Raw genomic sequence first — 23,102 nt, 5'->3', positions numbered from 1 at the left:
GTGCAGACCAATGTCACCGACTGGTACCTCGTGGCAGACTGGGATGCAAGGCCCGAGTCTGCGGACGTGATCGCTCCGCGTCTGGTTGAGACTTCCGCCGCGATCAAAGTTGCGCTGCGTGTGTTCGATGGAATATGGACGTTCCACGAACGGAACGTCGATAGTGCAGATGAGAGGTCATGGTCGGGACTCGTCGCTTCGTCGCCGTACAAAGTCGACGGCGTTGCGGAACCGGCGCGGGGATTCACGCTTTCATTGGCTTCAGCGATTCCGGGTGGGTCAATGCTGCATGCATCGGTAACGGCTGGTGCGGCGTTCCAGACCATCATCAACAAACCGAACGAGTTCGCCGTAGACTTTCGTGCTCGCCGCTCCGGTGAGGCGGCAGAAATCGATCTGCCGATCCCCGCGGACGAACGGTTCCGAGACCTTGGCTTGAGGATCAAAGACATCTGGGATGCCTCGGATCTCCGCGTCGAGTTCGACTGAAGTAGACGGTGCTGGGACGACTGCTCGTCCGCAGCCGACCACGTCGACGGGTTCAGCGCGGAACAGTTCAACCTGCGACGTTCCGGGATCCGATTGGCGGGTACTACCTTCATGTAGTCGTCGATAGCCACACGGTCACAGTGATCCTCAGACGCGACACCTCCGCACCGCAGGGCTTCTTCATCAAGACCGCATTCCCAACGCCTCCGGAGGTGTGATGCATGCCTGACATCGAAGATCTGGGTGCAGTAGAACTTCGTCGAACCTTTCCTGCGCTTTCGTCTCTTCTCCCTGCGATTTTCTACCCCACCTGGGAGATGGACTATCGTGATGCTTATGAAGCATTCGATGATGCTCTTGAAGGATTTTCTGTGCAGTCCGCAACTGATGTACGAGCAGAGATCGACTCAGTACTCAGTACCGACATGGACGATGCGGCTGTGTCGGCTCTCATCCTCAAGCTGAACGCCAGCGTCGACCCGATGACCCACACCGGATTGGGTGGGCGGGCGTTCCTCGAGGAATTCGCGAACGCAGTCGTAACTCACGTGTTCCGGCCGTCGGCCTAGCGACATCCGCTTCAGCCGCGGTGACAACAACTGCTTGCGTTCACTCCCGGGGACCAGCCGGTGATCGGACACGTCGAACTGCAGTCTGACCACGCCACAGCTCTTGCCAGTCAAGAACTCCTCGATGCGCAGTCGATGATCTGATCATGACCTCGGTCAGCGACCACGTCGAGCGTCGCTGGGGCTCGGTCGACGCGTACCTGCGCGCCTTCGGCCTGCAGGACGACGAGATCGCGCGCCTCTGATGGCGACGCTGGTCGGATTCTGGACGTGACCACGCACTGGAGGCGCGGTGCGGGTCCGACCCGCACCGCGCCTCCAGGCAGATGGTCGCGTCAGCGACCCGCTGGTTCCGTCGGGGACGTCACCAGGCGTAGTCCTCCGGCGAGGTCTCGTGCCCCGGGAAGATCTCGTCGAGCCGGTCCAGCGCACGCTGGTCGAGGCGGATGTCGACGGCGCGGACCGCGGACTCCCACTGCTCCATCGTGCGCGGGCCGGTGATCGGCGCGGTGACGCCGGGCTGGTGCAGCAGCCAGGCGAGGGCCAGCTCGCCCGGCGTGTGGCCGAGCTCCTTCGCGAACGACTCGTACGACTGCAGCTGGTCGCGGTGCGCTTCGACGTACTCGGCGCTGCGGCCGGACAGCCGACGGGAGCCGTTCTCGGTCTTCTCGATGACGCCGCCGAGCAGGCCGCCCTGCAGCGGCGACCAGGGGATCACGCCGAGCCCGTACGCGCGGGCGGCCGGCAGGACCTCGCGCTCGACGTCGCGGACCACGAGGTTGTAGATCGACTGCTCGCTCACCAGGCCGAAGGTGTTCCGGCGCTTCGCGGCCTCCTGCGCCTGGGCGATGTGCCACCCGGCGAAGTTCGACGAGCCGACGTACAGGACCTTGCCCTGCTGCACGGCGACGTCGATCGCCTGCCAGATCTCGTCCCACGGCGTCGCGCGGTCGACGTGGTGGAACTGGTAGAGGTCGATGTGGTCGGTCTGCAGTCGCTGCAGGCTCGCGTCGAGCGACTGCCGGATGTTCAGGGCACTGAGCTTGCCGCCGTTCGGCCAGTCGGTCATCTCGCCGTAGACCTTCGTGGCGAGGACCGTCTTCTCGCGGCGACCGCCACCCTTGGCGAACCACCGTCCGATGATCTCCTCGGTGGCACCCTTGCCCACCGAGCCGCCGTAGCCGTTGGCGGTGTCGAAGAAGTTGACGCCGAGCTCGTGCGCCCGGTCCATGATCGCGTGCGAGTCGTCCTCGCTGGTCTCCGGGCCGAAGTTCATCGTGCCGAGCACGGCGCGGGAGACGGACAGACCGGTGCGACCGAGGTGTGTGTAGTCCATGAGACGGGTCTACTCGTGACGCGCTGTCGGCGCCAGGCCCTGTGAGTACCGGTCGGGGCTCGGAGCTGGTTGGTGCTTGGCGCTCGTTGTGCTGGTCGGAGTAGTCAGGGGGGACCACTCGAGAGGAGCAGCCATGCCAGCCAAGGACGAGGTCCCGAGCACCCTGCAGCGGTCTCCGGAGCACGCGCAGGAGATCTTCGAGAAGACACTGGACTCGGCGAACGAGACGTACGGCCCGGGCGAGCGGGCGCACCGCACGGCCTTCGCCGCCGTGAAGCACGAGTACGAGAAGGTCGGCGACCACTGGGAGGAGAAGGAGTCCTCCGGGCCGTCCGACACCGGTGCCGCCGGCTCCCGCGGTTCCGGGAAGACCGAGGGCGGTGTCGACGCGAACGCCTCGAAGGCGCATCTGATGGACGTCGCGAAGCGGCTCGACGTCAGCGGCCGCTCGAAGATGACCAAGGACGAGCTGGTCGAGGCGATCGGCAAGGCGAACGACCGCGCTACTGCAGCGGCGCGGAAGTGACCGTGGGTGCGGTGCTCCCCATTCCCCGGTCGGCATGCGGCGGTGGAGTGAGGGGGTAACGTGCCGACGATGAACATCCCAGCACTCCGCGGCAGCCGGATCCTCGGATTCGGACACCACCAGCCCGAACGCGTCCTGACCAACGATGAGCTCTCGACGATGGTCGACACGAACGACGAGTGGATCCGCACCCGCACCGGGATCCAGACGCGTCGGATCGCCGGGCCCGACGACACCGTGACGTCGATGGCGATCGAGGCCGGACGTCGTGCCCTCGCCGACGCCGGGGTGTCACCCTCGGCCGTCGGACTCGTCATCGTCGCCTCCACCACCCACCAGGACCGCGCGCCGTACACGGCAGGGCGGGTCGCCGCCGCACTCGGCATGACGAACGGCCCGGCACCGATCGACATCAACACCGCGTGCAGCGGGTTCGAGTACGCGCTCGGGCTCGCCGACCAGTCCATCCGCACCGGTTCGGCCGACGTCGCGCTCGTCATCGGGTCCGAGGTGCTGTCCGGCATCGCCGACTGGACCGACCGGTCGACGTGCGTGCTCGTGGGCGACGGGGCCGGTGCCGCAGTGCTCGGGGTAGCCGAGACGCCCGAGATCGGCCCGGTGTCTTGGGGGAGCGTGCCGCACCTGCTCGACGCCGTCCGTGTCGAGGGGTCGCCGGGGCGCTTCAACCAGGAGGGTCGCTCGATCTACCGGTGGGCCATCACCGAGGCCGAGGGGCACGCCCGCAAGGTCGTCGAGGCCGCCGGGCTCTCGATGGACGACATCGAGGTGTTCGCGTTCCACCAGGCGAACCTGCGGATCATCGAGCCGCTCGTGACCGCGCTCGGCGGGGAGTCGAAGTTCGTCATCCGCGACGTCGTGGAGTCCGGGAACACCTCGGCCGCGAGTGTGCCGCTCGGGCTGTCGAAGGCGTGGGAGCGTGGCGACCTGCCGGAGGGGGTGCCGGCGCTGCTGTTCGGCTTCGGTGGTGGGTTCGCCCACGCCGGGCAGGTCGTGACGACGCCGGTGCGGTCCTTCTAGGGCAATTGCACGAACGGCCCGGGCCCGGCTGCTCAGTCTCCGTGCCCGGGCCCCTCTTCGTCGTCGTGCCGGGACCTTCTCGGTCGTCGCGGTCAGCGCTTCGAGCGGGGGTCGTCCTGTCCCGGCTCGGTCCGGAGGTCCTGGTCCTTGCCCGCGCCGCGCTTCCACGGCAGGGCGCGCCGGGTCTTCTCGGCAGGCGGCGTGACCGTCAACACGATCGGGAACTCCGCCGGCGGCATGCCGAACCCCGTCCGCGACGCCTGGATCACCTTGCGCCCCAGGGCGTGGTTCCCCAGACCGCCGACGGCCGCTCCGATGCCGAACGGGAGCGCGCGGCCGAGGACCGAACCACCCTGCCGGATGGCGAAGCGCTTGATGAACTGGTCACGCACCTGTCCGCCGATGCCGTTGACGACCTGCTTCGGCAGCGAGGATGTCACCATCTCGCCCCAGAACGCCGTCCGGGCCTGACCGCCGGCGGCCTGTCCGGCGAGCTGCTTGATGAGCTGCGTGCCCGGCGCGCCGAGGATCATCGCCATCACCAGCGTGCGGGCGCGCTCCGGGTCGTCCAGTGCGATGCCGTGCACCTCGGTCACCGACTGTGCGAACAGCGCGGTGGTCTCGAGGAACCCGACCGTCTCGGCGCCGCTCAGTCCGAGTGCAGCGGCCATCCCGACTCCGGGGATCACCGCACTCGCACCGACCGCGGCGCCGCCGGTCGTGACGGCGGCCAGGTACTGCCGCTCGAGGATCTGGATCACCTCGGCGGGGGTCGCGTCCGGCTTGCGGCGACGGATCGCGTTGACGTGCGCGACCACGACGGGGCGCTGCACACTGATGACCCGATCGAGCCACTTGGCCCAGCCCGTGGGCTGGACCTGCTGCGTTCGGGGGTCGGAAGAGGTGGGGGAGACCGGTGCGGTCGGCAGGGGCACGATCGACTGGTCCTTCGGGGCACGGGCCATGCGTTCACCGTACGCCGGGCACGTGAGAGGCTCGCTGGGTGGACACCGACCCCGCGCAGCGAGCACTCGACGACGCCCGTCGTGCGGCCGGGTTCCTGACCGTCCGGCAGGTGGCCGCCCTCGCGCCCGAGGTCCGGGTGCTCGATCCCGCGTCCGTCCTGATCGGGGTGGGCGTGTCGGTCCTGCCCGGGGTGGAGCTGTACCCGTCGACGACGCTCGAGACCCGTCACGGTGGGGTGATCACGCTGGCCGCCGGTGCCCGCCTGGGCCCCGGACCCGTGACCGTCGTCGCGTCGGCGGCGACCGTGCACATCGGCGAGGGTGCCGAACTCGGCCCGGGCCCGGTGACCATCGTGGCCGACGGGTCCGACGTCGTGATCGGTGGTCGGGCTCGCCTGATGGCCGGGTGTCTCGTCGAGGGGCCGGCGCGGATCGGCGCGGGCGCGCAGGTGCTCGGGCCGGTGTCCGTGCGCGACGTCGAGCTCGAGGCCGGCGGCGACCACCGCGAACCCGACCCGGACCACCGCGGCGGCGTGGTCAAGGGCACCGGGCAGGTCCGGCGCGTGCGCGTGGGACTCGGCGAGGTCGTGGTCGGTGGGGTGGTGCACGCCGGTGGGCCGTCCGGTCGGCCGAGGATCGAGCGGCAGCGCACGTACCACCCGGATGCGCCGCGTCGTCCGCGCTGATCGTCGAACAGGCACCCTCAGCACCGGACACCAGCGCGCCGGAGGGCAGCCCGCACCCGGTCGGGCTGCATCAGGTCGGCCCAGGAGAGCCGCACGACCGCTCGGACCTCGGGGAACGACCGGATGAAGTCCTCACGCCGCTTCTCGCGCCAGTGCGCGTCCGCCGTCGATCGCCCGTCGAGCAACACCGGGTCCTCGTACTTCGCACGGCCGTCGACCTCGACCACGACGCCCTGGTCGGGGAACCAGAAGTCCACGACCGCCGTGGCTGATCCGGCCCGGGCGAACACGTGCTGCTGCATCGGCTCCGGCACACCGAGTTCGCGGAAGCGCACGCGGCACACCGACTCCGCCGGCGACCCCGACAGCGCCGACCCCATCCCCACGGCGATCCCCGCCTTGGTCCGGGCGAAGGCCAGCGATGCGTGTTCCGCGTCCAACGCCGCACGGTCGGCGAGCCGACGGGAGAGCACGGCATCGACGACGGGGAGTGCTTCGAGCAAGGAGCGTGTCGCAGCGACGTCGATGGCGGTCCTCGCGGCCGTCGTCGTGGGTGTCGCCTGCTGATCGACGAGGACCGCGGGCGGCCGCCCCTGTGCACCGTGCCGGACGAACCACGCCGTGACACGGGTGTGTGTCGTGGTCGGATCGGTGACGTGCACCTTGGGCGGTGCCGCCCCGATCAACGGGAGTCCGAGGACCGCGCACGCAGACTGGTGTGAGACGACATCGGTCGCTCGGAGTCGGTGCGCCGAGGCACGGACGAGCACGTGGTGCTGCTCACCGGGATGCATCCCGTCGAGTGCGTCCGGGCGGACGAGGACGCCGGGGCGGAGGCGTGCGTACCGTCCGCGGTGGACATCGCGCTCGAGTGCGCGGCGTTCGGCGGAGGTCGTACCCGTCGTGCGGATCAGTTCGACGTCGTTCGCTCTGGACATGGCACCAGGCTCGCCGAACCTCGTGGTCCAGCTCGCGCCATCGCCCGATCTGTGGAGAGCCGGGCGGCGACGACGACCTGTGCAGGACTGACCAGCTGCAATGCGTGTGCATCTTGCGACGATCCACGCGTCGAACGACTCGCGTCCTGTCGCTACATGCACACGCAACCTCTGCGTGTACATCTTCCGACGATCCACGCCGGGAACGACTGGTGGAAGGTCGCAGAACCGGTGCGAAGCCGCGCCGCGTAGCCGCGAAGCCGCGCCGCGAAGCCGCGAAGCCGCGAAGCCGCGCCTACACCCGCGCGAGCTCCGCCCGCAGCGGCAGGTCCTGCTCCTCGAGGATGACCTGCGCGCCCACGGCGGTCCGGGCGTTCACGACGATCGGCGCGAGCAGGTTCACCGTGGTGCCGGACGCTCCGGGGTTCGCGACCACGAGCAGCATCGCGTCGGTGGGGTCGGTCAGCCCGAGCCCGGCGGCCTGCTCGTCGGTGAGCTCCGGCGCGTACGACGGCAGGTGCACCGCGGCATCGAGCAGGAACAGCCGCGCGTCGTCGCCGACGAGCGTGAACAGCCCTTCGGCGCCGTCGACCGGCGAGAGCTCGAAGGCCGCGGCGGGAGCGAGCCCGAACGGCGGGACGGCGAAGGTCAGGGAGATGCTCATCGGAGGTAGTCCATCAGGGTCGGCTGCAGGACCTTCGCGGTGACGGCGAGGGCTGCCTGGTAGTTGGTCTGCTGCACCTGCAGGTCGAGGACGGCCTTCGCGAGGTCGACGTCCTCGATGCCGGCGCGGCGGCTCTCGAGCGAGACGGTCGCGGACTTCAGCGAGTCCTGTGCCGCGAGGGCGGCTGCGTGCCGGACGCCGACGTCGGCCTGGGCGCCGCGGACGGTCCCGAGCGCCGTGTCGACGTCCCCGATGCGAGCGTTCACGTTCACCCCGTTCTGCAGGTCACTGACGATGGAGTCGATCATGCCGAACACCGAGTCGTCGCCGGATCCGAAGACCGCGGTGCCGGTGGTGTCGACCCGCACCGTGGTGCCGTCGCCGACCCGACGGGACACGTCGGTGCCCGATGCCGCCCAACCCGTCGCGGGGTCGTAGGCGACAGCGGCGGTCGACGATCCCGCGAACACCGAACGGGTGCCGTAGGTGGTGTTCGCACGGGCCTCGAGGTCGGCCTTGAGCGACCGGAACTGCGTGACGAACGCGTCGCGGTCGGTGTCGCTCATGGTGCCCGAGTTCGCGGCGCGCACCGTGAGGTCGCGGACGTTGTTGAGCACCGAGTACACGCCGGACAGCGCGCTGTCGGTGGTCGCGAGCCACGCCGCGGCGTCGTTCGCGTTCCGCGAGTACTGCGCGGCTGCGGCCTGCTCCTTGCGCACCTGCATCGACGACGCGGTGCCGACCGGGTCGTCCGAGGGCTTCTGGATCGCACGCAGCGTCGTGGCCTGGTCGGTGAGCTCGGCGACCCTGGCGGCACCGGCCTGCAGCCGGGCCGACGCGGCCGCCATCGACATCTGGGTGGTCACACGGGTGATCACGATCAGCCCCTCCCGACGAGTCCGACGCGGTTGATGATGGTGTCGAGCATCTCGTCGACGGCGGTCAGGACGCGCGCCGCGCCCTGGTACGCGTGTTGGTAGCTCAGCAGGTTGACGTTCTCCTCGTCGAGGTCGACGCCGGCGCTCGACTGCTGCTGGTTGCGCGCGTTGGTGAGCGCGAGTCCGGTCATCGTCGATTCCGACGTCGCCGACCTGGAGGCGGTGCCCACCCCCGCCACGAACGTCGCCCAGACCTGGTCGGCACCGTCCGACGACGCCCCGAGTCGCGCGAGCGCGTCGGCGAACGAGTCGTCGAGTTCCCCCGCCGCGTTCCGCGTCGCCAGGCCGCCGGCGTCCGTGGGGACGACGCCGAGCGCCTGGGCGGCGGGGACGCCGGTGGCCAGGGAGAAGAACGGTGCGCCGGTGGTGCCGGCCGGCGTGGTCCCGGCGGCGTGCAGGGCGTTCACGGTGGTGGCGAGCCGCGTGGCCACGGCGTCGTAGGACGCGGAGGCCTCGGCGAGTGCGCCGCCCGTGCCGGTGCCGGACGCGGGTGCGAGGACCGCGAGGGCTCCACCGATCGACCCGCCGCTCAGCCCGACCGCCCCGGCCGTGCCGGTGGTCCAGGTCAGGGTGACCGCGGTTCCGTCGGAGAGACGCTCGCCGCCGCCGAGGGCGACCGCGCGGGCGTCGGTGCCCTGCACGAGCGGGTTGCCGCCGAGGAGCACGTCGACGGTGCCGTCGGCGTTCGTCCGGGTGGTGCCGCCGGCGAGCGTGGCGATCTGCTGCGTGAGCTGGTCGCGCTGGTCGAGCAGCTCGTTGGCGTTGCCGCCCGAGGCGAGCGCGGTGCGGATCCGGCCGTTCAGGTCGGCGACCTGCTCCGCGGCGCCGTTCAGCTGGGCGACCTGCCCGGTCAGGGTGCCACGCACCGAGGACCACTGCGCGTCGACGGCCTTCGAGCCGGCGGCCAGGGCGGCGACGACGGTGCCTGCGGCTCCGAGCACGGCGCTGGCGGCACCCGGGTCGTCGGGGTGGCTGGCGAGCTCGCTCCAGGACGACCAGAACGCGTCGAGCTTGGCGCTCAGGCCGTCCTTGCCGGGCTCGTGCAACCCGGTCTCGAGGGCGGAGAGCGCCGTGGCGCGGGCATCGGCGTAGGCCGACGAACCGGCGGCGACGCGGACACCGGCGTCGAGCGTCAGGGATGCCAGGCGGGCGATGCCGTCGACCGACACGCCCTGGCCGGCGAGGGCCGCGGTGCCCCGCATGAAGCCCGTCTGGGTCGCGGGGATCGAGTTCTGCGTGACGCGCTGCCGCGTGTAGCCGGCGGTGCCGGCGTTCGCGATGTTCTGGCCGGTGACGTCGATGCCGGCACGGGCGGCTGCGAGGCCGGAGTAGGCGGTCGCGAGGGATCCGAAGGTGCTGACCACGGTGCTACAGCGTCCCCTCGAACAGGCGGGCGCCGTCCTGGCCTGCGCCGGACGTGCCACTGGCGTCGTAGGTGGCGGCACCGGTGACGGTCCCCGCCAGGGTCTCCTCGGTGGCCTGGGCGGCGGCACGCAGGAACCGGTCGTTCTCGTCGCGCAGGGCGCCGATCTGGGTGGTCAGCTCGATCATCGCGGTGAGGTGCGACGACAGGATCTCGCCCCACGGCCCGTTCGGTGCCGCGGCGACGACGTCCCGCAGGGGAGCGTCGGCGGGGACGCCCCACTCCTCGGCGACCTCGGCGCTCTGCGCGGCGCGCTCGAGACCGGTGCTGCGGAGCCGGTCGAGGACCTGCTCGACCTCGCGGCTGGCGTGCGACACCCATCGGGAGCGGCCCGCGGTGAGCAGCAGCTGCTCCTCCTCGAGCTTGAAGGTGAGCAGTTCGAGCAGCTCGCGTTCGCGCCAGAGCACGGCGGACAGGTCGTTCACGCTCATCAGCTCCTCCCAGGTGGTGGTTCGTCGGGGTGGTCCCCGGTCCGTCATCCTGCGGACACCGGGACCTATCGACTCGGTGACCGCGACCGTAAGCCCCGGCGGCCGAGTGCCGTCACCCGTACTCGTCGACGCTGTGACCCGATGACCCCCGTCGGGGGACAAGAACGACCGTTCCCGACCCCGAGTCCCCCCAAATGCCGACCGGAAACGGGGCCTGACACCCCCGCACTGGGGACGGTTGAGCACCTGTTCAGCGCATTGCCAGCCGATACATTCAGAACGCACCCCGGGGGACACCCGGAACCGCTCGGCAACGATGCGGGGTGCACCGCTCGGAGGGACCCGGGCGGGTCTTCGGCGTACGCACCGGCCATCCGAGGCCGGCGTCCGTCGCGCCCACGGACGGGTGAGCCGACACACGTCAGGTCGACCAGGGGAACAGCATGGACCGCACCGAACGCAACGCGATGATCGTGGAGCACCTCCCGCTCGTGGGCTACATCGTGGCCGACGTCCGCTCCCGGGCGACGCACCTGGACCGCGACGACCTCGCCGCCGTCGGATCGCTCGCACTCGTCGCAGCCGCCGAGGCCTTCGACCCCACCCTCGGCGTGCCGTTCGGCGCCTACGCCCGCACCCGGGTCGCCGGTGCGCTGGCCGACGACATGCGCTCGGCCGACTGGGCCTCCCGCGGCACCCGGAAGCGGATCCGCGAGACCCTGGCCACGCAGGAGGCCCTGTCCGCACGCCTCGGCCGGAGCGTCGGTGCGCAGGAGATCGCCGATGCCATGGGCGTCGACAAGCAGACCGCCGTCGACGCGATGAGCGACGCCGCCCGAACCGTCGCGCCGCTCGACGAGACCGTGCACGACCTCGTCGCCGCGGACCTGCCGCTCCCCGGGGACGACCTGCTCGAGACCGAGAAGCGCCGGTACCTCCGCGCCGCGGTCGAGGCCCTGCCGGAACGGATGCGCTTCATCGTCGAGGCCGTGTACTTCGGCGACCGCTCGGTCACCGACGTCGCCGCCGAGCTCGGCATCACGCACTCGGCCGTCTCGCAGCAGCGCTCCGAGGCGATGCGCCTGCTCCACGACGGTCTCGCCGCCCACTACGGCGACGGCACGACCGTCGAGCCCGCGAGCCGCACCACCGCGGCCCGCCGCAGCGCCTACCTCGCCCGTGTCGCCACGAACGCCGCCGCCGGTGTCGCCCGTGCCGTGCACGACGCCGCGTCCGGCCCGGCCGTCGCGGCGAGTTGAGACGTCGGCGGAAACTTCTCCGCCGATCCCCTAACGACTCCCGGCAACCGGTCGAGAGTCATCCATGTCAGCCCACGGACGGGCCGACGCACGACCCACATTCACGGAGGAAACCACCATGGGTATGTCCATCAACACCAACCTCTCGGCACTCAACACGTACCGGAACCTCAACGCGACGCAGAACGACCTGTCGAAGTCCCTCGAGAAGCTCTCGTCGGGTCTCCGCATCAACCGTGCTGCCGACGACGCTGCCGGTCTGTCGATCTCCGAGGGGCTGAAGTCCCAGGTCGGTGGCCTCACGGTCGCCGCCCGCAACGCGCAGGACGGCATCTCCGTCGTGCAGACCGCTGAAGGTGGCCTCACCGAGACCCACTCGATCCTCCAGCGCATGCGCGACCTGGCAGTGCAGGCCGGCAACGACTCGAACAACGAGGACTCCCGCAAGGCGATCACCACCGAGGTCGGCGAGCTCACCAAGGAGCTCACCCGCATCTCGGAGTCGACCAACTTCAACGGCATCAACCTGCTCGACGGCTCCGCCGGCACCGCAGGCGTCCTGAAGTTCCAGGTCGGCGCGAACGGCGACGCGGCGAGCCAGATCGACGTGGACCTGTCGAAGTCGAACGTGGAGTCCGTGTCGACCGCGGTCGGCGCGCTCACCTTCGACTCGGCGACGAACGCTCAGGCCGCCATCACCGCGATCGACGAGCAGATCAAGTACGTCTCCTCGGCTCGTTCGAGCATCGGTGCCGTCCAGAACCGCTTCGACCACGCCATCAACGTGACGAACGTGGCCAAGGAGAACCTCACCGCTGCCTCCTCGCGCATCACCGACGTCGACATGGCGGAGGAGATGGTCAAGTACACGCGCGACAACATCCTCAGCCAGGCCGGCACCTCGATGCTCGCACAGGCGAACCAGAGCACCCAGGGCGTGCTCTCGCTCCTGCGCTAGCCATCACGACGTCCGTCCTCCGGGCCCGATCGGGTGTCCCGGAGGACGGACGTCGCCATCCTGACCACCTCCACGACGCCAGGGAGTGTCGACGATGTCCTCGTCCGTGTCCTCGAGCACCAGCCTCGCGATCGACGGTCTGGTCAGCGGTCTCAAGACGACCGACCTCATCAACTCGCTGATGAGCGTCGAGGGGGTCCCGCAGACCCTGCTCAAGAACAAGCTCACCACCACCAACTCGTTCATCTCGTCACTGCAGACGCTCAACGGGTTGATCCAGGGGCTCGCCACGAAAGCCGCGGACGCCGCGAAGGCCTCGTCGCTCGACCTCTTCGCCGCGACGAGCACCGCGCCGAGCGTCACCGCCGTGACCGGTACCGGGGCGACCGCGGGCTCCATCAGCTTCACCGTCGGTTCGACCGCCTCGGCCCAGGTCGGGGTCACGGCCGCGATGTCGACGTGGTCGACCGGCGCGCAGCCGATCACGATCGTCGGTGCGGACGGCAAGTCGACCACCGTGACACCGGCGTCCGGTTCGCTCGACGACGCCGTGTCCGCCCTGAACAAGTCCGGTGCGGGCGTCACCGCGACGAAGGTCTCCGCCGGCACCGACGCCGACGGCAGCAAGCTCTACCGCCTGCAACTCACGTCCGCCAAGACCGGAGCGGCCGGCGGCTTCCAGGTGTACCGGGGCGGCGCCGACGACGTGGCAGCGGGCACCGCGACGAACGTCCTCACCGAGACTGGTGCCGCCGTCGTCACCGCGGCGACCGACGCCAGCGTCACCCTCTGGGCCGGCACCGCCGCCGCGCAGACGGTCACGAGCGCCACGAACACCTTCACCGGGCTCGTCCCCGGGCTCGACGTCACCGTGTCGAAGGCCACCACCGAACCCGTCACGGTGACGGTCGCGCAGGACACCACGAAGGCCCAGTCCGTGGCCTCCGGGCTCGTCGACGCGATGAACGCGATCGCCGCCTACTACAAGACGAACACCGCGGTGTCGAGCTCGACCAGCGCGACGTCCGGCACCACGACGACGAAGGCCGGTGTCCTGCTCGGCGACGGTGCGTCCCGCGACGCCGTGCAGCGGCTCACGAGCACGATGTCCGCCCCCGTCGACGGCAAGTCGCCGTCGACGATCGGCATCGTGATCACGAAGGACGGCAGCTTCACCTTCGACCCCGAGGTCTTCCAGAAGGCACTCGCCGCGGACCCGAAGGCGACCCAGACGATGCTCTCCGGGGTCGCCGCGAACGTCGGCGCCGCGGCCACCGCCGCGTCCGACAAGTACGACGGCTCGGTCACCACGTCCATCACCGGGCAGCAGGCCGTCGCCAAGGACCTCAACACCCAGATCGACAGCTGGACCGACCGTTTGACGATGCGCCGGGCCGCCCTGCAGACCCTCTACTCATCCCTCGAGACCAGCCTCAGCAAGCTCCAGTCGCAGTCGAGCTGGCTCGCCAGCCAGCTGGCCTCGACGTCGAGCTGACGGGAACGACCATGACCTTCGACTTCCAGGCAGCCGCCTTCCGCCAGGCCGCCCAGCCGCGCACCGTCACCGACCAGCGTCGTGCCCAGTACACGAACGAGGCGGTGCTGTCGGCGACGCCGGCCCAGCTCGTGACGATGCTCTACGACCGGCTGCTGCTCGACCTGCACCGTGCCGAGGCAGCGCAGGTCGCCGCCGACTGGGAGGCGGCCCGCGAGCAGCTCCTGCACGCCCAGGCGATCGTCGGCGAGCTCTCGAGCACCCTCCGGATCGACGTCTGGGACGGCGGCGAGGGCCTCCTCGCCGTCTACAACTACGCCTCCACCTCGCTCATCACGGCGAACGTGCACCGCGACGTGCAGGCCACCCGGGACTGCATCCGGATCCTCGAGCCGCTGCGTCAGTCGTGGCACGAGGCGGCCGCGTCGCTGCCCGCGACGCCCGCCGCGCAAGCGCCGACCGGGGGAGCCCTCGGTGTCGCCTGAGCAGACGGCGGAGCGGCTCGCCTGGGAGGCCCTGCTCACGTCCCTGGAGCACGACGCCGCCGGGCAGGCGGCCGACGCCACGGCCGTGGCGGGGTGGTCGGAGCCGACCGGGCTGGGACCGCTGCCGCGTGACCTGGTGGGACGGGCCTCCCGGCTGCTCGCCGCGCAGCGGGACCGCATGACGGTGCTCGAGGCGGACCGCCGCTCGACGCTGGAGCACCTCGGTGCCCTGCGCGCCGTCGACGCCACGCGCGAGCCCCGCGGCTCCGTGTACCTCGACGCTTCCGCCTGACCCGCGCCCCAGCACCAGTTCTGCGACAGAGCACCCGTCGATCGACGGGTGCTCTGTCGCATCTCGGGCGCTCCGCCCCGCCCCGCCCCCCGTTCGGGGCGACGCCTAACGTGCCGCACGACGGGCACCGATAGCGCCACTCGAGCACGGATCGCTCACCAGTTCGGCCAGGGATCGGCCACCACCGCACGGCGACGTCGCACCGACGACGCCTGACGAGGGGACCCTTCGTGTTCGATTCCGTGACGAGCGTCGCGCTGCAGAGCGCACTCGACGGTCTTTCGATGCGCCAGAAGGTGATCGCGAACAACATCGCGAACATCAACACGACGAACTACCACGCTGAGAAGGTCCAGTTCGAGGACGCCCTGGCGAAGTCGATCGTGGACGGCGACGGTGCCACCACGCCGACGATGGCGCGCAGCCTCGAGCCGACGAACACGAACGGCAACAACGTCAACCTCGACGAGGAGACGCTGTCGAACATCGACACCGTGCTGCGGTACCAGTTCGCCACGCAGGCGATGAACTCCGAGCTCACCAGCGTCCGTGCGGCGATGCGGACGAACTCGTGACGACCTTCGACGCGATCGGCATCGCGAGCACCGGCCTGACCGTGCACCGGAAGTGGCTCGACGCGGTCTCGGACAACATCGCCAACGCGAACACCGTGAAGTCGATGGACGACACCGCGTTCCAGGCGCGCTACGTCGAGGTGCAGGAGGGCAACGGCGTCTCTGGCGCCTACGTCAAGGGCGCAGCGTTCGGCAGCGCCGCCGGCCGTGTGACCTACGACCCGGACAACCCGCTCGCGAACGAGGAGGGCTACGTCCGCATGCCCGACATCGACCTCGGCACGCAGATGGCGGACCTCATCATGGCCCAGCGCGGCTACCAGGCGAACGCCGCCGTGGTCGACCGTGCCAAGACCGCCTACGAGGCGGCACTGCAGATCGGGAAGAACTGATGCCCATCGACGCCGTCAACGGTGTGACCACCAACGCGATGACGAACGCCCTGACGAGTGTGTCGGGGACGTCCAGCGACAGCACGAACGCGACCGCAGCCGCCGGCGCGACCACCGACGGCAGCGGGTTCGCCGCGAGCCTCGGCAACGCCGTCGACGGGCTGCAGTCGCTGCAGAGCGACTCGAAGACCCTCGCGCTCAAGGCCGTGACCGGCAACCTCGACGACATCCACGACGCCACGATCGCCGCCACCCGCGCGCAGGTCACGCTCGAGCTCGTCTCCGCCGTTCGCAACAAGGGCGTCGACGCCTTCAGCGAGATCATGAGGATGCAGGCCTGATGCCCGTCGCCGTCAAGAACGTCTTCGCGCGCCTCAGCGCCTACGTGAAGGGCTTCTCCGCCGCTCAGCGCACCATCGCGATCCTGGCGATCGCGGCGCTCGTGCTCGGCGGGATCGCCCTCGCGTCCTGGCTCGGCAAGGCGTCCTACGCCCCGCTCTTCACCGGCCTCGCCGCGGCCGACGCGAGCTCCATCACGGACCAGCTGCAGACCGACGGCGTGCCGTTCCAGCTCACCGACGGCGGCGCGACGATCCTCGTGCCGCAGGCGCAGGTGTACTCGGAGCGGCTCAAGGCGGCGTCGAACGGCCTGCCGTCGTCGAACGAGGGCGGCTACTCGCTGCTCGACGAGATGGGCGTGACGAGCTCGGAGTTCCAGCAGGACGTCACCTACAAGCGCGCGATGGAGGGCGAGCTCGCCAAGACCATCGGCGCGATGGACGGCGTGCAGACCGCCACCGTGCAGCTCGCGATCCCGGAGAAGTCCGTGTTCGTCTCCGAGGAGAAGGACCCGACCGCGTCGGTGTTCATCGCGACCGACAACGGCACGCAGCTGAGCACCGACCAGGTGCAGGCCATCGTGCACCTGACGAGCGCCTCGGTCGAGGGCATGCAGCCCACCGACGTCTCGGTCGTCGACGCGAAGGGCCAGACCCTGTCCGCTGTCGGCACCGGTGCGACCGGGAGCGGCGCGGACCAGGCCGCCGACTACGACGCGGCGACGAGCAAGAAGATCCAGGACCTGCTCGACACCACGCTCGGTGTCGGCAACGCGACCGTCGTGGTCTCGGGGACGATGAACCAGGAGTCCGGCACCCGGACGTCCGAGAGCTACACCAGCCCGACCTCGGGCCCGGTCGCGCTGAACGAGTCGAGCACCACCGAGGAGTACGGCGCCGGCGCCGGTGCGGGGACCGGCGCGACCGGGGTCCTCGGTCCGGACAACATCGCCGTCCCGAACGGCACCGCGAACAGCGGCACCGGCGACGACGGGTACAAGAACGAGTCGGCGACGAAGAACAACGCCGTCGACCACACCACCGAGACCACGCAGATCCCTTCGGGCGGACTTGACCGGCAGACCATCTCGGTCGCGCTGAACTCCAAGGCCGACGCCGTGCAGAACGCGAACCTGCAGAGCATCAACGACCTGGTGTCCGCCGCCGCGGGGGTCGACCAGAACCGTGGCGACCAGGTCAAGGTCGCGATGATGGACTTCGACACGAGCGCTTCCGACCAGGCCGCCAAGGCCCTCGAAGCCCAGCAGAAGGCCGACCAGCAGGAAGCACTGTGGTCGTCGATCCGCACCGCCGGCATCGTGATCGGCATCGTCCTCGCCGTCATCGCGATCATGATCTTCGTCGCCCGTCGCAACCGGAAGCAGGAGCGCGAGGCCGTCGACCTCGGCGAGCTCGACGCCTTCGCCGGTGAGACGTTCCAGCTGCCCCTCGCGATGGACGGCGTCGACGACCGGGCGACGCTCGGTGCCGGTGACGCCCCGACCGCCGTCCTGTCGGCGATGCCCGGCGGCGACGCCCCCACCGAGGTGCTGACGACCGAGGAGATCACCGCCGAGCGCCGCCGTCAGGACATCTCCGCCCTCGCCGAGCGCGACCCGAAGCGCACCGCCGAGCTCCTGCGCGGGCTCCTGGACGACCGGGCACCGGTGTGAGCGCCCTGGTGCCGAGCCCCGGCGGTGGGACCGGTCCGAGCGACCGTGCGCTGACCGGCGCGCAGAAGGTCGCGCTCATCCTCATGCAGATGGAGACCGACCGCGCCGCCGAGGTGATGAAGCAGTTCACTGAGATGGAGGCCGAGGAGATCTCCGCCGAGATCGTCCGGATGCGCCGCGTCGAGGACACCGTCGTCGACCAGACGCTGTCGGAGTTCCACCGGATCACGATGAGCGGCCGGCTGCAGAAGCGCGGCGGCAAGGAGACCGCCCTCGGGCTGCTCGAGGCGTCGTTCGGCGCCGAGCGCGCCGCCGGCGTGATGGACCGTCTGGCCTCGAACCTCGCCGGCCAGTCGTTCGACTTCCTCGACGACGCCGAACCCGGCCAGGTCATCTCCCTGCTCGAGGGTGAGCTGCCGCAGACGATCGCCCTCGTGCTCGCCCACCTGGGCCCCGGACAGGCCAGTGCCGTGCTCGCCGGGATCGACGAGCGGGTCCGCACCGACGTCGCCCAGGCCTTCGCCACCATGGGCAGCGCGACCCCCGAGGCCGTCGGCATCGTCGCCGGTGTGCTGCGCCAGCGCGCCGGGGCCGTCGTGTCGCCGCGCGAGAGCGTCGAGGTCGTCGGTGGCATCGCGCCCCTGGTCGACATCATCAACCGCTCGGACGTCGCGACCGAGAAGGCCGTGCTCGAGGGACTCGAGGCCCGCGACCCGGAGCTCGCCGAGGACATCCGCTCCCGCATGCTCACCTTCGAGGACATCGTGAAGCTCGAGTCCCGCGACATCCAGCAGGTGCTGCGCGGCATCGACTCGAAGATCCTCGCGACCGCCATGAAGGGCGCAGCCGGGCCGGTCGTCGAGACCATCCGCGCGAACGTGTCCGAGCGCAACCGCGAACTGCTCGACGACGAACTGCAGGCCATGGGCCCGGTCCGCGTCTCGCAGGTCGAGGAAGCCCGTGCCGAGGTCGTCCGCTCCGTGCGCGAGCTCGAGGCCCAGGGCGTCGTCACCGTGCACCGTGCCGAGGAGGACGAGCTCGTTGACTGACACCGTCGTGCACCGCGTCGCCTTCCCGGTGCTCGCCGACCCCGCCGGACGCGAGCGTGCGTCGAGTGCGGACGTCCGCGGGCACGCGGCCGGGTACACCGCCGGCCTGCGGGCCGCGCAGGCCGAGACCGACGCCCTGCGCGCCCGGCTCGAGACCGAGCACGCCGCGCGGATCGCCGCGCTGCAGGCCGACACGGCACGCCGGATCGCGGTCCTCGACGCCGCCACGAACGCCATGCTGTCCACGGTCGCTCCCGTCCTGGCGGACGCCGAGGCGTCGGTCGCGAGCGCGGCGGTCGACCTGGCCGAGGCGATCGTCGGGAACGTGGTCCGCGCCTCCAGGCCCGCACACGACGCGACCGTCGTCGACGGTCCGGACGGAGAGGGCAGCCGGGAGGCCCGGATCGCGTCCGGCGCCGAGGCCACCGTCCGGCGGGCGCTCGCGTCCGCCGACCGCACGGTCCCGGTGGCCGTCCGGCTGAGCCCGGCGGACGCCGCTCGCGTCGCCGGCCTCGACCTGCCGGTGCCGGTCGTCGCCGACGGTGCCCTGCGCGACGGCGACGCCGTCGTCGACCTGCCGGACGGCATGCTCGACGCGCGCATCGCCTCGGCGCTCGACCGCGCCCGCACCGCTCTGGGTGTCGACGCGACGGGAGCCGGCCGGTGACCGCCACGCGGCTCCGTCCCCGCGGTCTCGACGAGGCGCTGCTGCGGGCCGCACCCCAGCGGGTCGGTGTCGTCACGAGCGCCGTCGGCCTGGGGCTGACGATCGCCGGGCTCGACGCCCGCGTCGGCGAGGTCGTCACGGTCGGCGCCGAGGACGGCGAACAGACCGCGGTCGAGGTCGTCGCCACCGATGCCTCTGGCGTCCGCTGCATGCCGCTCGGCCGCCTGACCGGCGTGACCGCGGGCACCCCGGCGCGCCCGACCGGCCGCCCGGTGCTCGTGCCGACCGGATCCGGTCTGTTCGGCCGCGTGCTCGACGGGCTCGGCCGACCGATCGACGACCGCGGTCCGCTCGAGGGCCCCGGCGGCGAACCGGTCACTTGGGTCCCGCTCGACCACGACACCCCGAGCGCGATGGCCCGGACCCGCATCGACACCCCGATGCAGCTCGGCGTCCGCGTGCTCGACACCCTGACCACCGTCGGCCGCGGGCAGCGCATGGGCCTGTTCGCCGGGTCCGGCGTGGGCAAGTCGTCGCTCCTGTCGATGATCGCGCGCGGCAGCGACGCGGCCGTCAACGTCATCGCCCTGGTGGGGGAGCGCGGCCGTGAGGTGCGCGAGTTCCTGGAGGACGACCTCGGAGCCGAGGGGCTCGCCCGCTCGATCGTCGTCGTGTCGACCTCCGACGAGCCCGCGCTCATGCGCCTGCGCGCCGCGTTCGTGGCCACCCGCATCGCCGAGTCGTTCCGCGACGCCGGCCAGGACGTCGTGCTCATGATGGACTCGCTCACCCGCGTCGCGATGGCGCAGCGCGAGATCGGTCTGTCGGTGGGGGAACCGCCGGCCACCCGGGGCTACCCGCCGTCGACGTTCTCGGTGCTCGCGGGACTGCTCGAGCGCGCCGGGACCGACCGGGTCGGCAGCATCACCGGCATGTACACCGTGCTGGTCGACGGGGACGACCACAACGAGCCGATCGCCGACGCGGCCCGCAGCATCCTCGACGGCCACGTCGTGCTGGACCGCAAGCTCGCGATCACCGGGCACTTCCCGTCGGTCGATGCCCTCGGCTCGGTGTCCCGCGTCGCGTCGAAGGTCACCCGACCCGAGCAGCGTGCCGCCGCCACCGTGCTGCGGAAGGTGATGGCCGCCCGTGCCGGTGCCCAGGACCTGCTCGACGTCGGCGCGTACCAGCGCGGGTCGAACCCGCTGGTCGACGCCGCCGTCGACCACCAGGGATCGATCGACGCGTTCCTGCGCCAGGGCATGGACGAGCGGGCGACCGCCGACGCGTCCTGGCAGCGCCTCGGTGGCCTCGTGCAGCAGCTGGGGGTGTCGTGATGGCCCGCCGTTTCCCGCTCGCCGGACTCCTGCGCCTGCGCCACACCGAACAGGACCGTGCCGCCGCCACGCTGGCCACCGCGAACGAGCGCGTCCGTGACGCGGCCGACGCCCGGATCGCCGCACGCCGGAGCCTCGCCGACAGCGAGGACGCCCAGCCGATCCAGGACGCCGCCACCCTGAGCGCCGTCGCCGCAGCACGTGCCGCGACCCGCGGGATGCTCGAGGAGCTCGACGCCGTGGTGCAGAACCGCCGTGCCGACGCCGACCGGGCACAGCAGGACTACACCGCCGCCCGTCGCGCCGCCGTCGGCCTCGAGAAGCTCGAGGGCAAGCACACCGAGCAGCAGGCGGCCGAGGAACTCCGGACCGAACAGAACGCCCTCGACGAGATCGCGGCACGACGCCGCACGGAAGGTGGTGCCCGATGAGCGTCGAAGCGGTGCTCTCCCGGATCTCGGAGATCCGGTCCCAGATCGACACGCTGCGCGGCGGGACGGCCACGGCTGCCCCGAGCGCGTCCACCACCAGCGGTGCCGCGGGGTCGGCCGCCTTCGCCGACGCCCTCGCCACCGCCGACGGCACGACCGGCGCGGCGACCGCTGCCGGTGCGACCGCCGCAGCGACCCCGACGGCCACCCGTGCGCCCGGGACCTCGGTCGACGCCGGGGCCGGCACCCTCGCCACCGGCAGCGGTGCCACCGGGGCCGACGTCGTGGCCGACGCGAAGAAGTACCTCGGCGTGCCGTACGTGTTCGGCGGGGAGACGACCGCGGGCATGGACTGCTCGGGCCTGGTGCAGACGGTGTTCAAGGACCTCGGGGTCACCATGCCCCGGGTCGTGCCGGACCAGGCGAAGATGGGCGTCGAGGTCGGTTCCCTGAAGGACGCGCAGCCCGGCGACCTGATCATCCCGAAGGGCGAGGGCCACGTCGTCATCTACGTCGGCGACGGCAAGGTGCTGCACGCGCCACGCCCCGGCAAGGACGTCCGGATCGTCGACAACTGGTACTCCGACGCCGACATCGCGACCATCCGCCGGATCGTCCCCGCACACGCGGCACCGGCGGCCATCACCGCGCCGACCGCCTCGGCAGCGCGTTCCGCGACCGACCTGCAGACCGCCGCGCTGCTGTCCATGATGCAGTCCGGGAGCGCCGCATGAGCCTGACCATCGCCACCCAGCCGTCCGTGCCCGCCGCACCGGGCCCCAGCCGGAGTGCGGCGTCCGACCCCGAGGCCGCCGGGTCCTTCGGCGCCGCACTGACCGCCGCCGTCGCGACCGAGCGACGCCCCGGAGACGGTGCCGCCGGGCGGGACGACACCGACGGCCGCACGGCGGACGGCTCGGCCGCGACGCCGAGCACCGCCACGCCGGCTGCGTCCGTGTCCACGTCGGACCAGTCGGTGCCCGCGAACGATTCCCCGTCGGTCGACGCGCAGGCGCTGCTCGCCGGCGGACTCGTGGCCGTGGCCGCACCCGTCGCGCCGGCGGGCCTCGCGAGCAACACGGGGGACCAGTCGGCCAACAGCGCTGCCGAGACACCCGCCGGCGACCCACACGTCGTCGTGGCCGCCGCAGGGGCGACCGTCGGAACGACCACGACTCCGCCGTCGGTGGAGGGGGACGCCTCCACGCCGGTCCCGTCGACCCCGGCGCCGACCACCGCCCCCGACACGGCGACCCCGCAGCAGGCACCCGCGGCGAACGCGGCACGGGAGACCGCTGCCGCAGCGACGACGGGCCCGGCGACCACCGCCGCGGCGACCCCCGCCGTGGCGCCCGTCGGCACCGCGTCTCCGGCCGCTGCCGCGACGACCGTCGCAGGCGCCACCCCCGCGACGACCGCTGTTGCGACCGACCCGGCGACGACCGCCTCGACGGCCGCTGCCGCGATCGCGGCCCCCGCCGCCGGCCGCACCGCCGACGGTGACACCGCCACCGTGACCCCGGCCCAGGCGCCGGTCGTCGCGACCGTCGCTGCCCCGGCAGCCGGCACCGGCTCCCGAGCCGGCCAGGGGACGGAGCAGCAGGCGTCGACGCCGGGTGATCCGGGCCTCCCAGCCGTCGCCCCCAGCCGCGGTGGCGAGACGCCGTTCGTCATGTCGACGACGCCGACCACCGCGCCCGCCGCGGCGACCGCGCCGGCCCCGGCACCGCTCGCCCAGCAGCTGGCGCGACCGGTGTTCTCGCTCGCCCAGGCCGGGCCCGGCGAGCACGTCGTCACCGTGCAGGTCGTGCCGGACAGCCTCGGCCCGGTCACGGTCCGCGCGCACGTCACCGCGCACGGCATGCACGTCGAGCTGTTCGCCGCGTCGGACGCCGGCCGCGAGGCCGTCCGCCAGGTCCTGCCGGACCTGCGACGCGACGCGGCCGGCACCGGTGTGAGCACAACGCTCGACCTGTCGTCCCAGAACCAGCCGCACGACGCGCCGGGTCGCGACGAGCGTCCGGCCGCGCGTGCGCTGCCTGGCGACCCCGGCCTGGAGGCGCGGGTCACCCCGCGTACGCAGCCCGCCGCCCACACGCCCTCCATCCGCAGCGCGGGACTCGACGTCCTCGCCTGATCCGGCTC

General features: G+C 71.5%; 27 protein-coding genes and 1 pseudogene. 21 read left to right on the top strand and 7 right to left on the bottom strand.

Annotated features, from left to right (window positions below):
- The 3 genes and pseudogenes from DEJ35_RS17015 to DEJ35_RS07255 all read left to right on the top strand — a co-directional run.
- Positions 1–489, top strand: coding sequence for a hypothetical protein (locus tag DEJ35_RS17015; protein WP_146244683.1), 489 nt, complete (start codon positions 1–3; stop codon positions 487–489).
- 221 nt (positions 490–710) lie between these two features.
- A complete protein-coding gene (locus tag DEJ35_RS17010; protein WP_146238515.1) occupies positions 711–1,058 on the top strand; it encodes a hypothetical protein in 348 nt (115 codons plus the stop codon).
- 137 nt (positions 1,059–1,195) lie between these two features.
- Positions 1,196–1,303: pseudogene (locus tag DEJ35_RS07255) on the top strand (hypothetical protein); the annotation flags it as partial.
- A gap of 119 nt (positions 1,304–1,422) precedes the next feature.
- Here the strand turns inward: DEJ35_RS07255 and DEJ35_RS07250 are convergent.
- On the bottom strand, positions 1,423–2,394 hold the full coding sequence (locus tag DEJ35_RS07250; protein WP_111046145.1) for an aldo/keto reductase: 972 nt from the start codon (positions 2,392–2,394) through the stop codon (positions 1,423–1,425).
- 133 nt (positions 2,395–2,527) lie between these two features.
- Here DEJ35_RS07250 and DEJ35_RS07245 point away from each other — a divergent pair, with 133 nt between their 5' ends.
- Positions 2,528–2,920: a ChaB family protein gene (locus tag DEJ35_RS07245; RefSeq protein WP_111090864.1), complete on the top strand. Its 393-nt coding sequence runs from the start codon at positions 2,528–2,530 to the stop codon at positions 2,918–2,920.
- A 69-nt stretch (positions 2,921–2,989) separates the two neighbouring features.
- Complete coding sequence (locus tag DEJ35_RS07240) at positions 2,990–3,958, top strand: beta-ketoacyl-ACP synthase III (RefSeq protein WP_027465501.1); 969 nt, start codon at positions 2,990–2,992, stop codon at positions 3,956–3,958.
- A 92-nt stretch (positions 3,959–4,050) separates the two neighbouring features.
- On the opposite strand, the gene DEJ35_RS07235 is transcribed toward DEJ35_RS07240, so the two are convergent.
- A complete protein-coding gene (locus DEJ35_RS07235; protein WP_181435538.1) occupies positions 4,051–4,923 on the bottom strand; it encodes a hypothetical protein in 873 nt (290 codons plus the stop codon).
- Positions 4,924–4,961: 38 nt separating this feature from the next.
- On the opposite strand from DEJ35_RS07235, the gene DEJ35_RS07230 reads away from it, so the two are divergent.
- Positions 4,962–5,609 (top strand): hypothetical protein, encoded by a 648-nt coding sequence (locus tag DEJ35_RS07230; protein ID WP_110859606.1) that lies wholly within the window; start codon positions 4,962–4,964, stop codon positions 5,607–5,609.
- Between the two features lie 17 nt (positions 5,610–5,626).
- On the opposite strand, the gene DEJ35_RS07225 is transcribed toward DEJ35_RS07230, so the two are convergent.
- From DEJ35_RS07225 to DEJ35_RS07205, 5 genes are all read right to left on the bottom strand, one after another.
- On the bottom strand, positions 5,627–6,547 hold the full coding sequence (locus DEJ35_RS07225; protein WP_110859607.1) for a hypothetical protein: 921 nt from the start codon (positions 6,545–6,547) through the stop codon (positions 5,627–5,629).
- A 295-nt stretch (positions 6,548–6,842) separates the two neighbouring features.
- Positions 6,843–7,211 (bottom strand): flagellar assembly protein FliW, encoded by a 369-nt coding sequence (gene fliW, locus DEJ35_RS07220; protein WP_111090863.1) that lies wholly within the window; start codon positions 7,209–7,211, stop codon positions 6,843–6,845.
- On the bottom strand, positions 7,208–8,089 hold the full coding sequence (locus DEJ35_RS07215) for a flagellin (protein ID WP_111192434.1): 882 nt from the start codon (positions 8,087–8,089) through the stop codon (positions 7,208–7,210). The genes fliW and DEJ35_RS07215 overlap by 4 nt, the downstream gene beginning before the upstream one ends.
- A gap of 2 nt (positions 8,090–8,091) precedes the next feature.
- On the bottom strand, positions 8,092–9,513 hold the full coding sequence (gene flgK / locus DEJ35_RS07210) for a flagellar hook-associated protein FlgK (protein ID WP_111123035.1): 1,422 nt from the start codon (positions 9,511–9,513) through the stop codon (positions 8,092–8,094).
- Positions 9,514–9,517: 4 nt separating this feature from the next.
- A complete protein-coding gene (locus DEJ35_RS07205) occupies positions 9,518–10,003 on the bottom strand; it encodes a flagellar protein FlgN (RefSeq protein ID WP_111192432.1) in 486 nt (161 codons plus the stop codon).
- Between the two features lie 443 nt (positions 10,004–10,446).
- Between DEJ35_RS07205 and DEJ35_RS07200 the strand changes: the two genes are divergently transcribed.
- From DEJ35_RS07200 to DEJ35_RS07130, 15 genes are all read left to right on the top strand, one after another.
- The gene (locus DEJ35_RS07200) at positions 10,447–11,262 is read left to right on the top strand and encodes a sigma-70 family RNA polymerase sigma factor (RefSeq protein ID WP_111090861.1); all 816 of its coding nucleotides are present in this window, start codon (positions 10,447–10,449) and stop codon (positions 11,260–11,262) included.
- Positions 11,263–11,380: 118 nt separating this feature from the next.
- The gene (locus DEJ35_RS07195; RefSeq protein WP_181420034.1) at positions 11,381–12,220 is read left to right on the top strand and encodes a flagellin; all 840 of its coding nucleotides are present in this window, start codon (positions 11,381–11,383) and stop codon (positions 12,218–12,220) included.
- A 106-nt stretch (positions 12,221–12,326) separates the two neighbouring features.
- A complete protein-coding gene (fliD, locus tag DEJ35_RS07190; protein ID WP_258378443.1) occupies positions 12,327–13,715 on the top strand; it encodes a flagellar filament capping protein FliD in 1,389 nt (462 codons plus the stop codon).
- Positions 13,716–13,726: 11 nt separating this feature from the next.
- Entirely contained in the window at positions 13,727–14,200 is a 474-nt protein-coding gene (fliS, locus tag DEJ35_RS07185; protein ID WP_110859827.1) for a flagellar export chaperone FliS, read from the top strand.
- Positions 14,190–14,492: a hypothetical protein gene (locus DEJ35_RS07180; protein ID WP_110859829.1), complete on the top strand. Its 303-nt coding sequence runs from the start codon at positions 14,190–14,192 to the stop codon at positions 14,490–14,492. The genes fliS and DEJ35_RS07180 overlap by 11 nt, the downstream gene beginning before the upstream one ends.
- A gap of 230 nt (positions 14,493–14,722) precedes the next feature.
- Positions 14,723–15,067, top strand: a complete 345-nt coding sequence (locus DEJ35_RS07175) for a flagellar basal body protein (protein ID WP_017886135.1) — start codon at positions 14,723–14,725, stop codon at positions 15,065–15,067.
- Positions 15,064–15,459, top strand: a complete 396-nt coding sequence (locus DEJ35_RS07170; RefSeq protein WP_071244596.1) for a flagellar basal body rod protein FlgC — start codon at positions 15,064–15,066, stop codon at positions 15,457–15,459. Before DEJ35_RS07175 ends, DEJ35_RS07170 begins: the two co-directional genes overlap by 4 nt.
- The gene (fliE, locus tag DEJ35_RS07165) at positions 15,459–15,800 is read left to right on the top strand and encodes a flagellar hook-basal body complex protein FliE (protein ID WP_111192430.1); all 342 of its coding nucleotides are present in this window, start codon (positions 15,459–15,461) and stop codon (positions 15,798–15,800) included. Before DEJ35_RS07170 ends, fliE begins: the two co-directional genes overlap by 1 nt.
- Complete coding sequence (gene fliF, locus DEJ35_RS07160; RefSeq protein WP_111192428.1) at positions 15,800–17,470, top strand: flagellar basal-body MS-ring/collar protein FliF; 1,671 nt, start codon at positions 15,800–15,802, stop codon at positions 17,468–17,470. The genes fliE and fliF overlap by 1 nt, the downstream gene beginning before the upstream one ends.
- A complete protein-coding gene (gene fliG / locus DEJ35_RS07155) occupies positions 17,467–18,519 on the top strand; it encodes a flagellar motor switch protein FliG (protein ID WP_111090858.1) in 1,053 nt (350 codons plus the stop codon). The genes fliF and fliG overlap by 4 nt, the downstream gene beginning before the upstream one ends.
- A complete protein-coding gene (locus tag DEJ35_RS07150) occupies positions 18,512–19,186 on the top strand; it encodes a hypothetical protein (protein ID WP_111192426.1) in 675 nt (224 codons plus the stop codon). Before fliG ends, DEJ35_RS07150 begins: the two co-directional genes overlap by 8 nt.
- A complete protein-coding gene (locus DEJ35_RS07145; RefSeq protein ID WP_111192424.1) occupies positions 19,183–20,526 on the top strand; it encodes a FliI/YscN family ATPase in 1,344 nt (447 codons plus the stop codon). Before DEJ35_RS07150 ends, DEJ35_RS07145 begins: the two co-directional genes overlap by 4 nt.
- Complete coding sequence (locus tag DEJ35_RS07140; RefSeq protein ID WP_071403924.1) at positions 20,526–20,957, top strand: flagellar FliJ family protein; 432 nt, start codon at positions 20,526–20,528, stop codon at positions 20,955–20,957. The genes DEJ35_RS07145 and DEJ35_RS07140 overlap by 1 nt, the downstream gene beginning before the upstream one ends.
- The gene (locus DEJ35_RS07135; RefSeq protein ID WP_110859840.1) at positions 20,954–21,691 is read left to right on the top strand and encodes a C40 family peptidase; all 738 of its coding nucleotides are present in this window, start codon (positions 20,954–20,956) and stop codon (positions 21,689–21,691) included. The genes DEJ35_RS07140 and DEJ35_RS07135 overlap by 4 nt, the downstream gene beginning before the upstream one ends.
- Positions 21,688–23,094, top strand: a complete 1,407-nt coding sequence (locus DEJ35_RS07130; protein ID WP_111192422.1) for a flagellar hook-length control protein FliK — start codon at positions 21,688–21,690, stop codon at positions 23,092–23,094. The genes DEJ35_RS07135 and DEJ35_RS07130 overlap by 4 nt, the downstream gene beginning before the upstream one ends.
- Positions 23,095–23,102 lie beyond the last annotated feature (8 nt).

It is taken from the genome of Curtobacterium sp. MCPF17_051, from assembly GCF_003234595.1.
Lineage (GTDB): Bacteria > Actinomycetota > Actinomycetes > Actinomycetales > Microbacteriaceae > Curtobacterium > Curtobacterium flaccumfaciens.
This window is presented reverse-complemented; position numbering and strand designations above follow the sequence as displayed.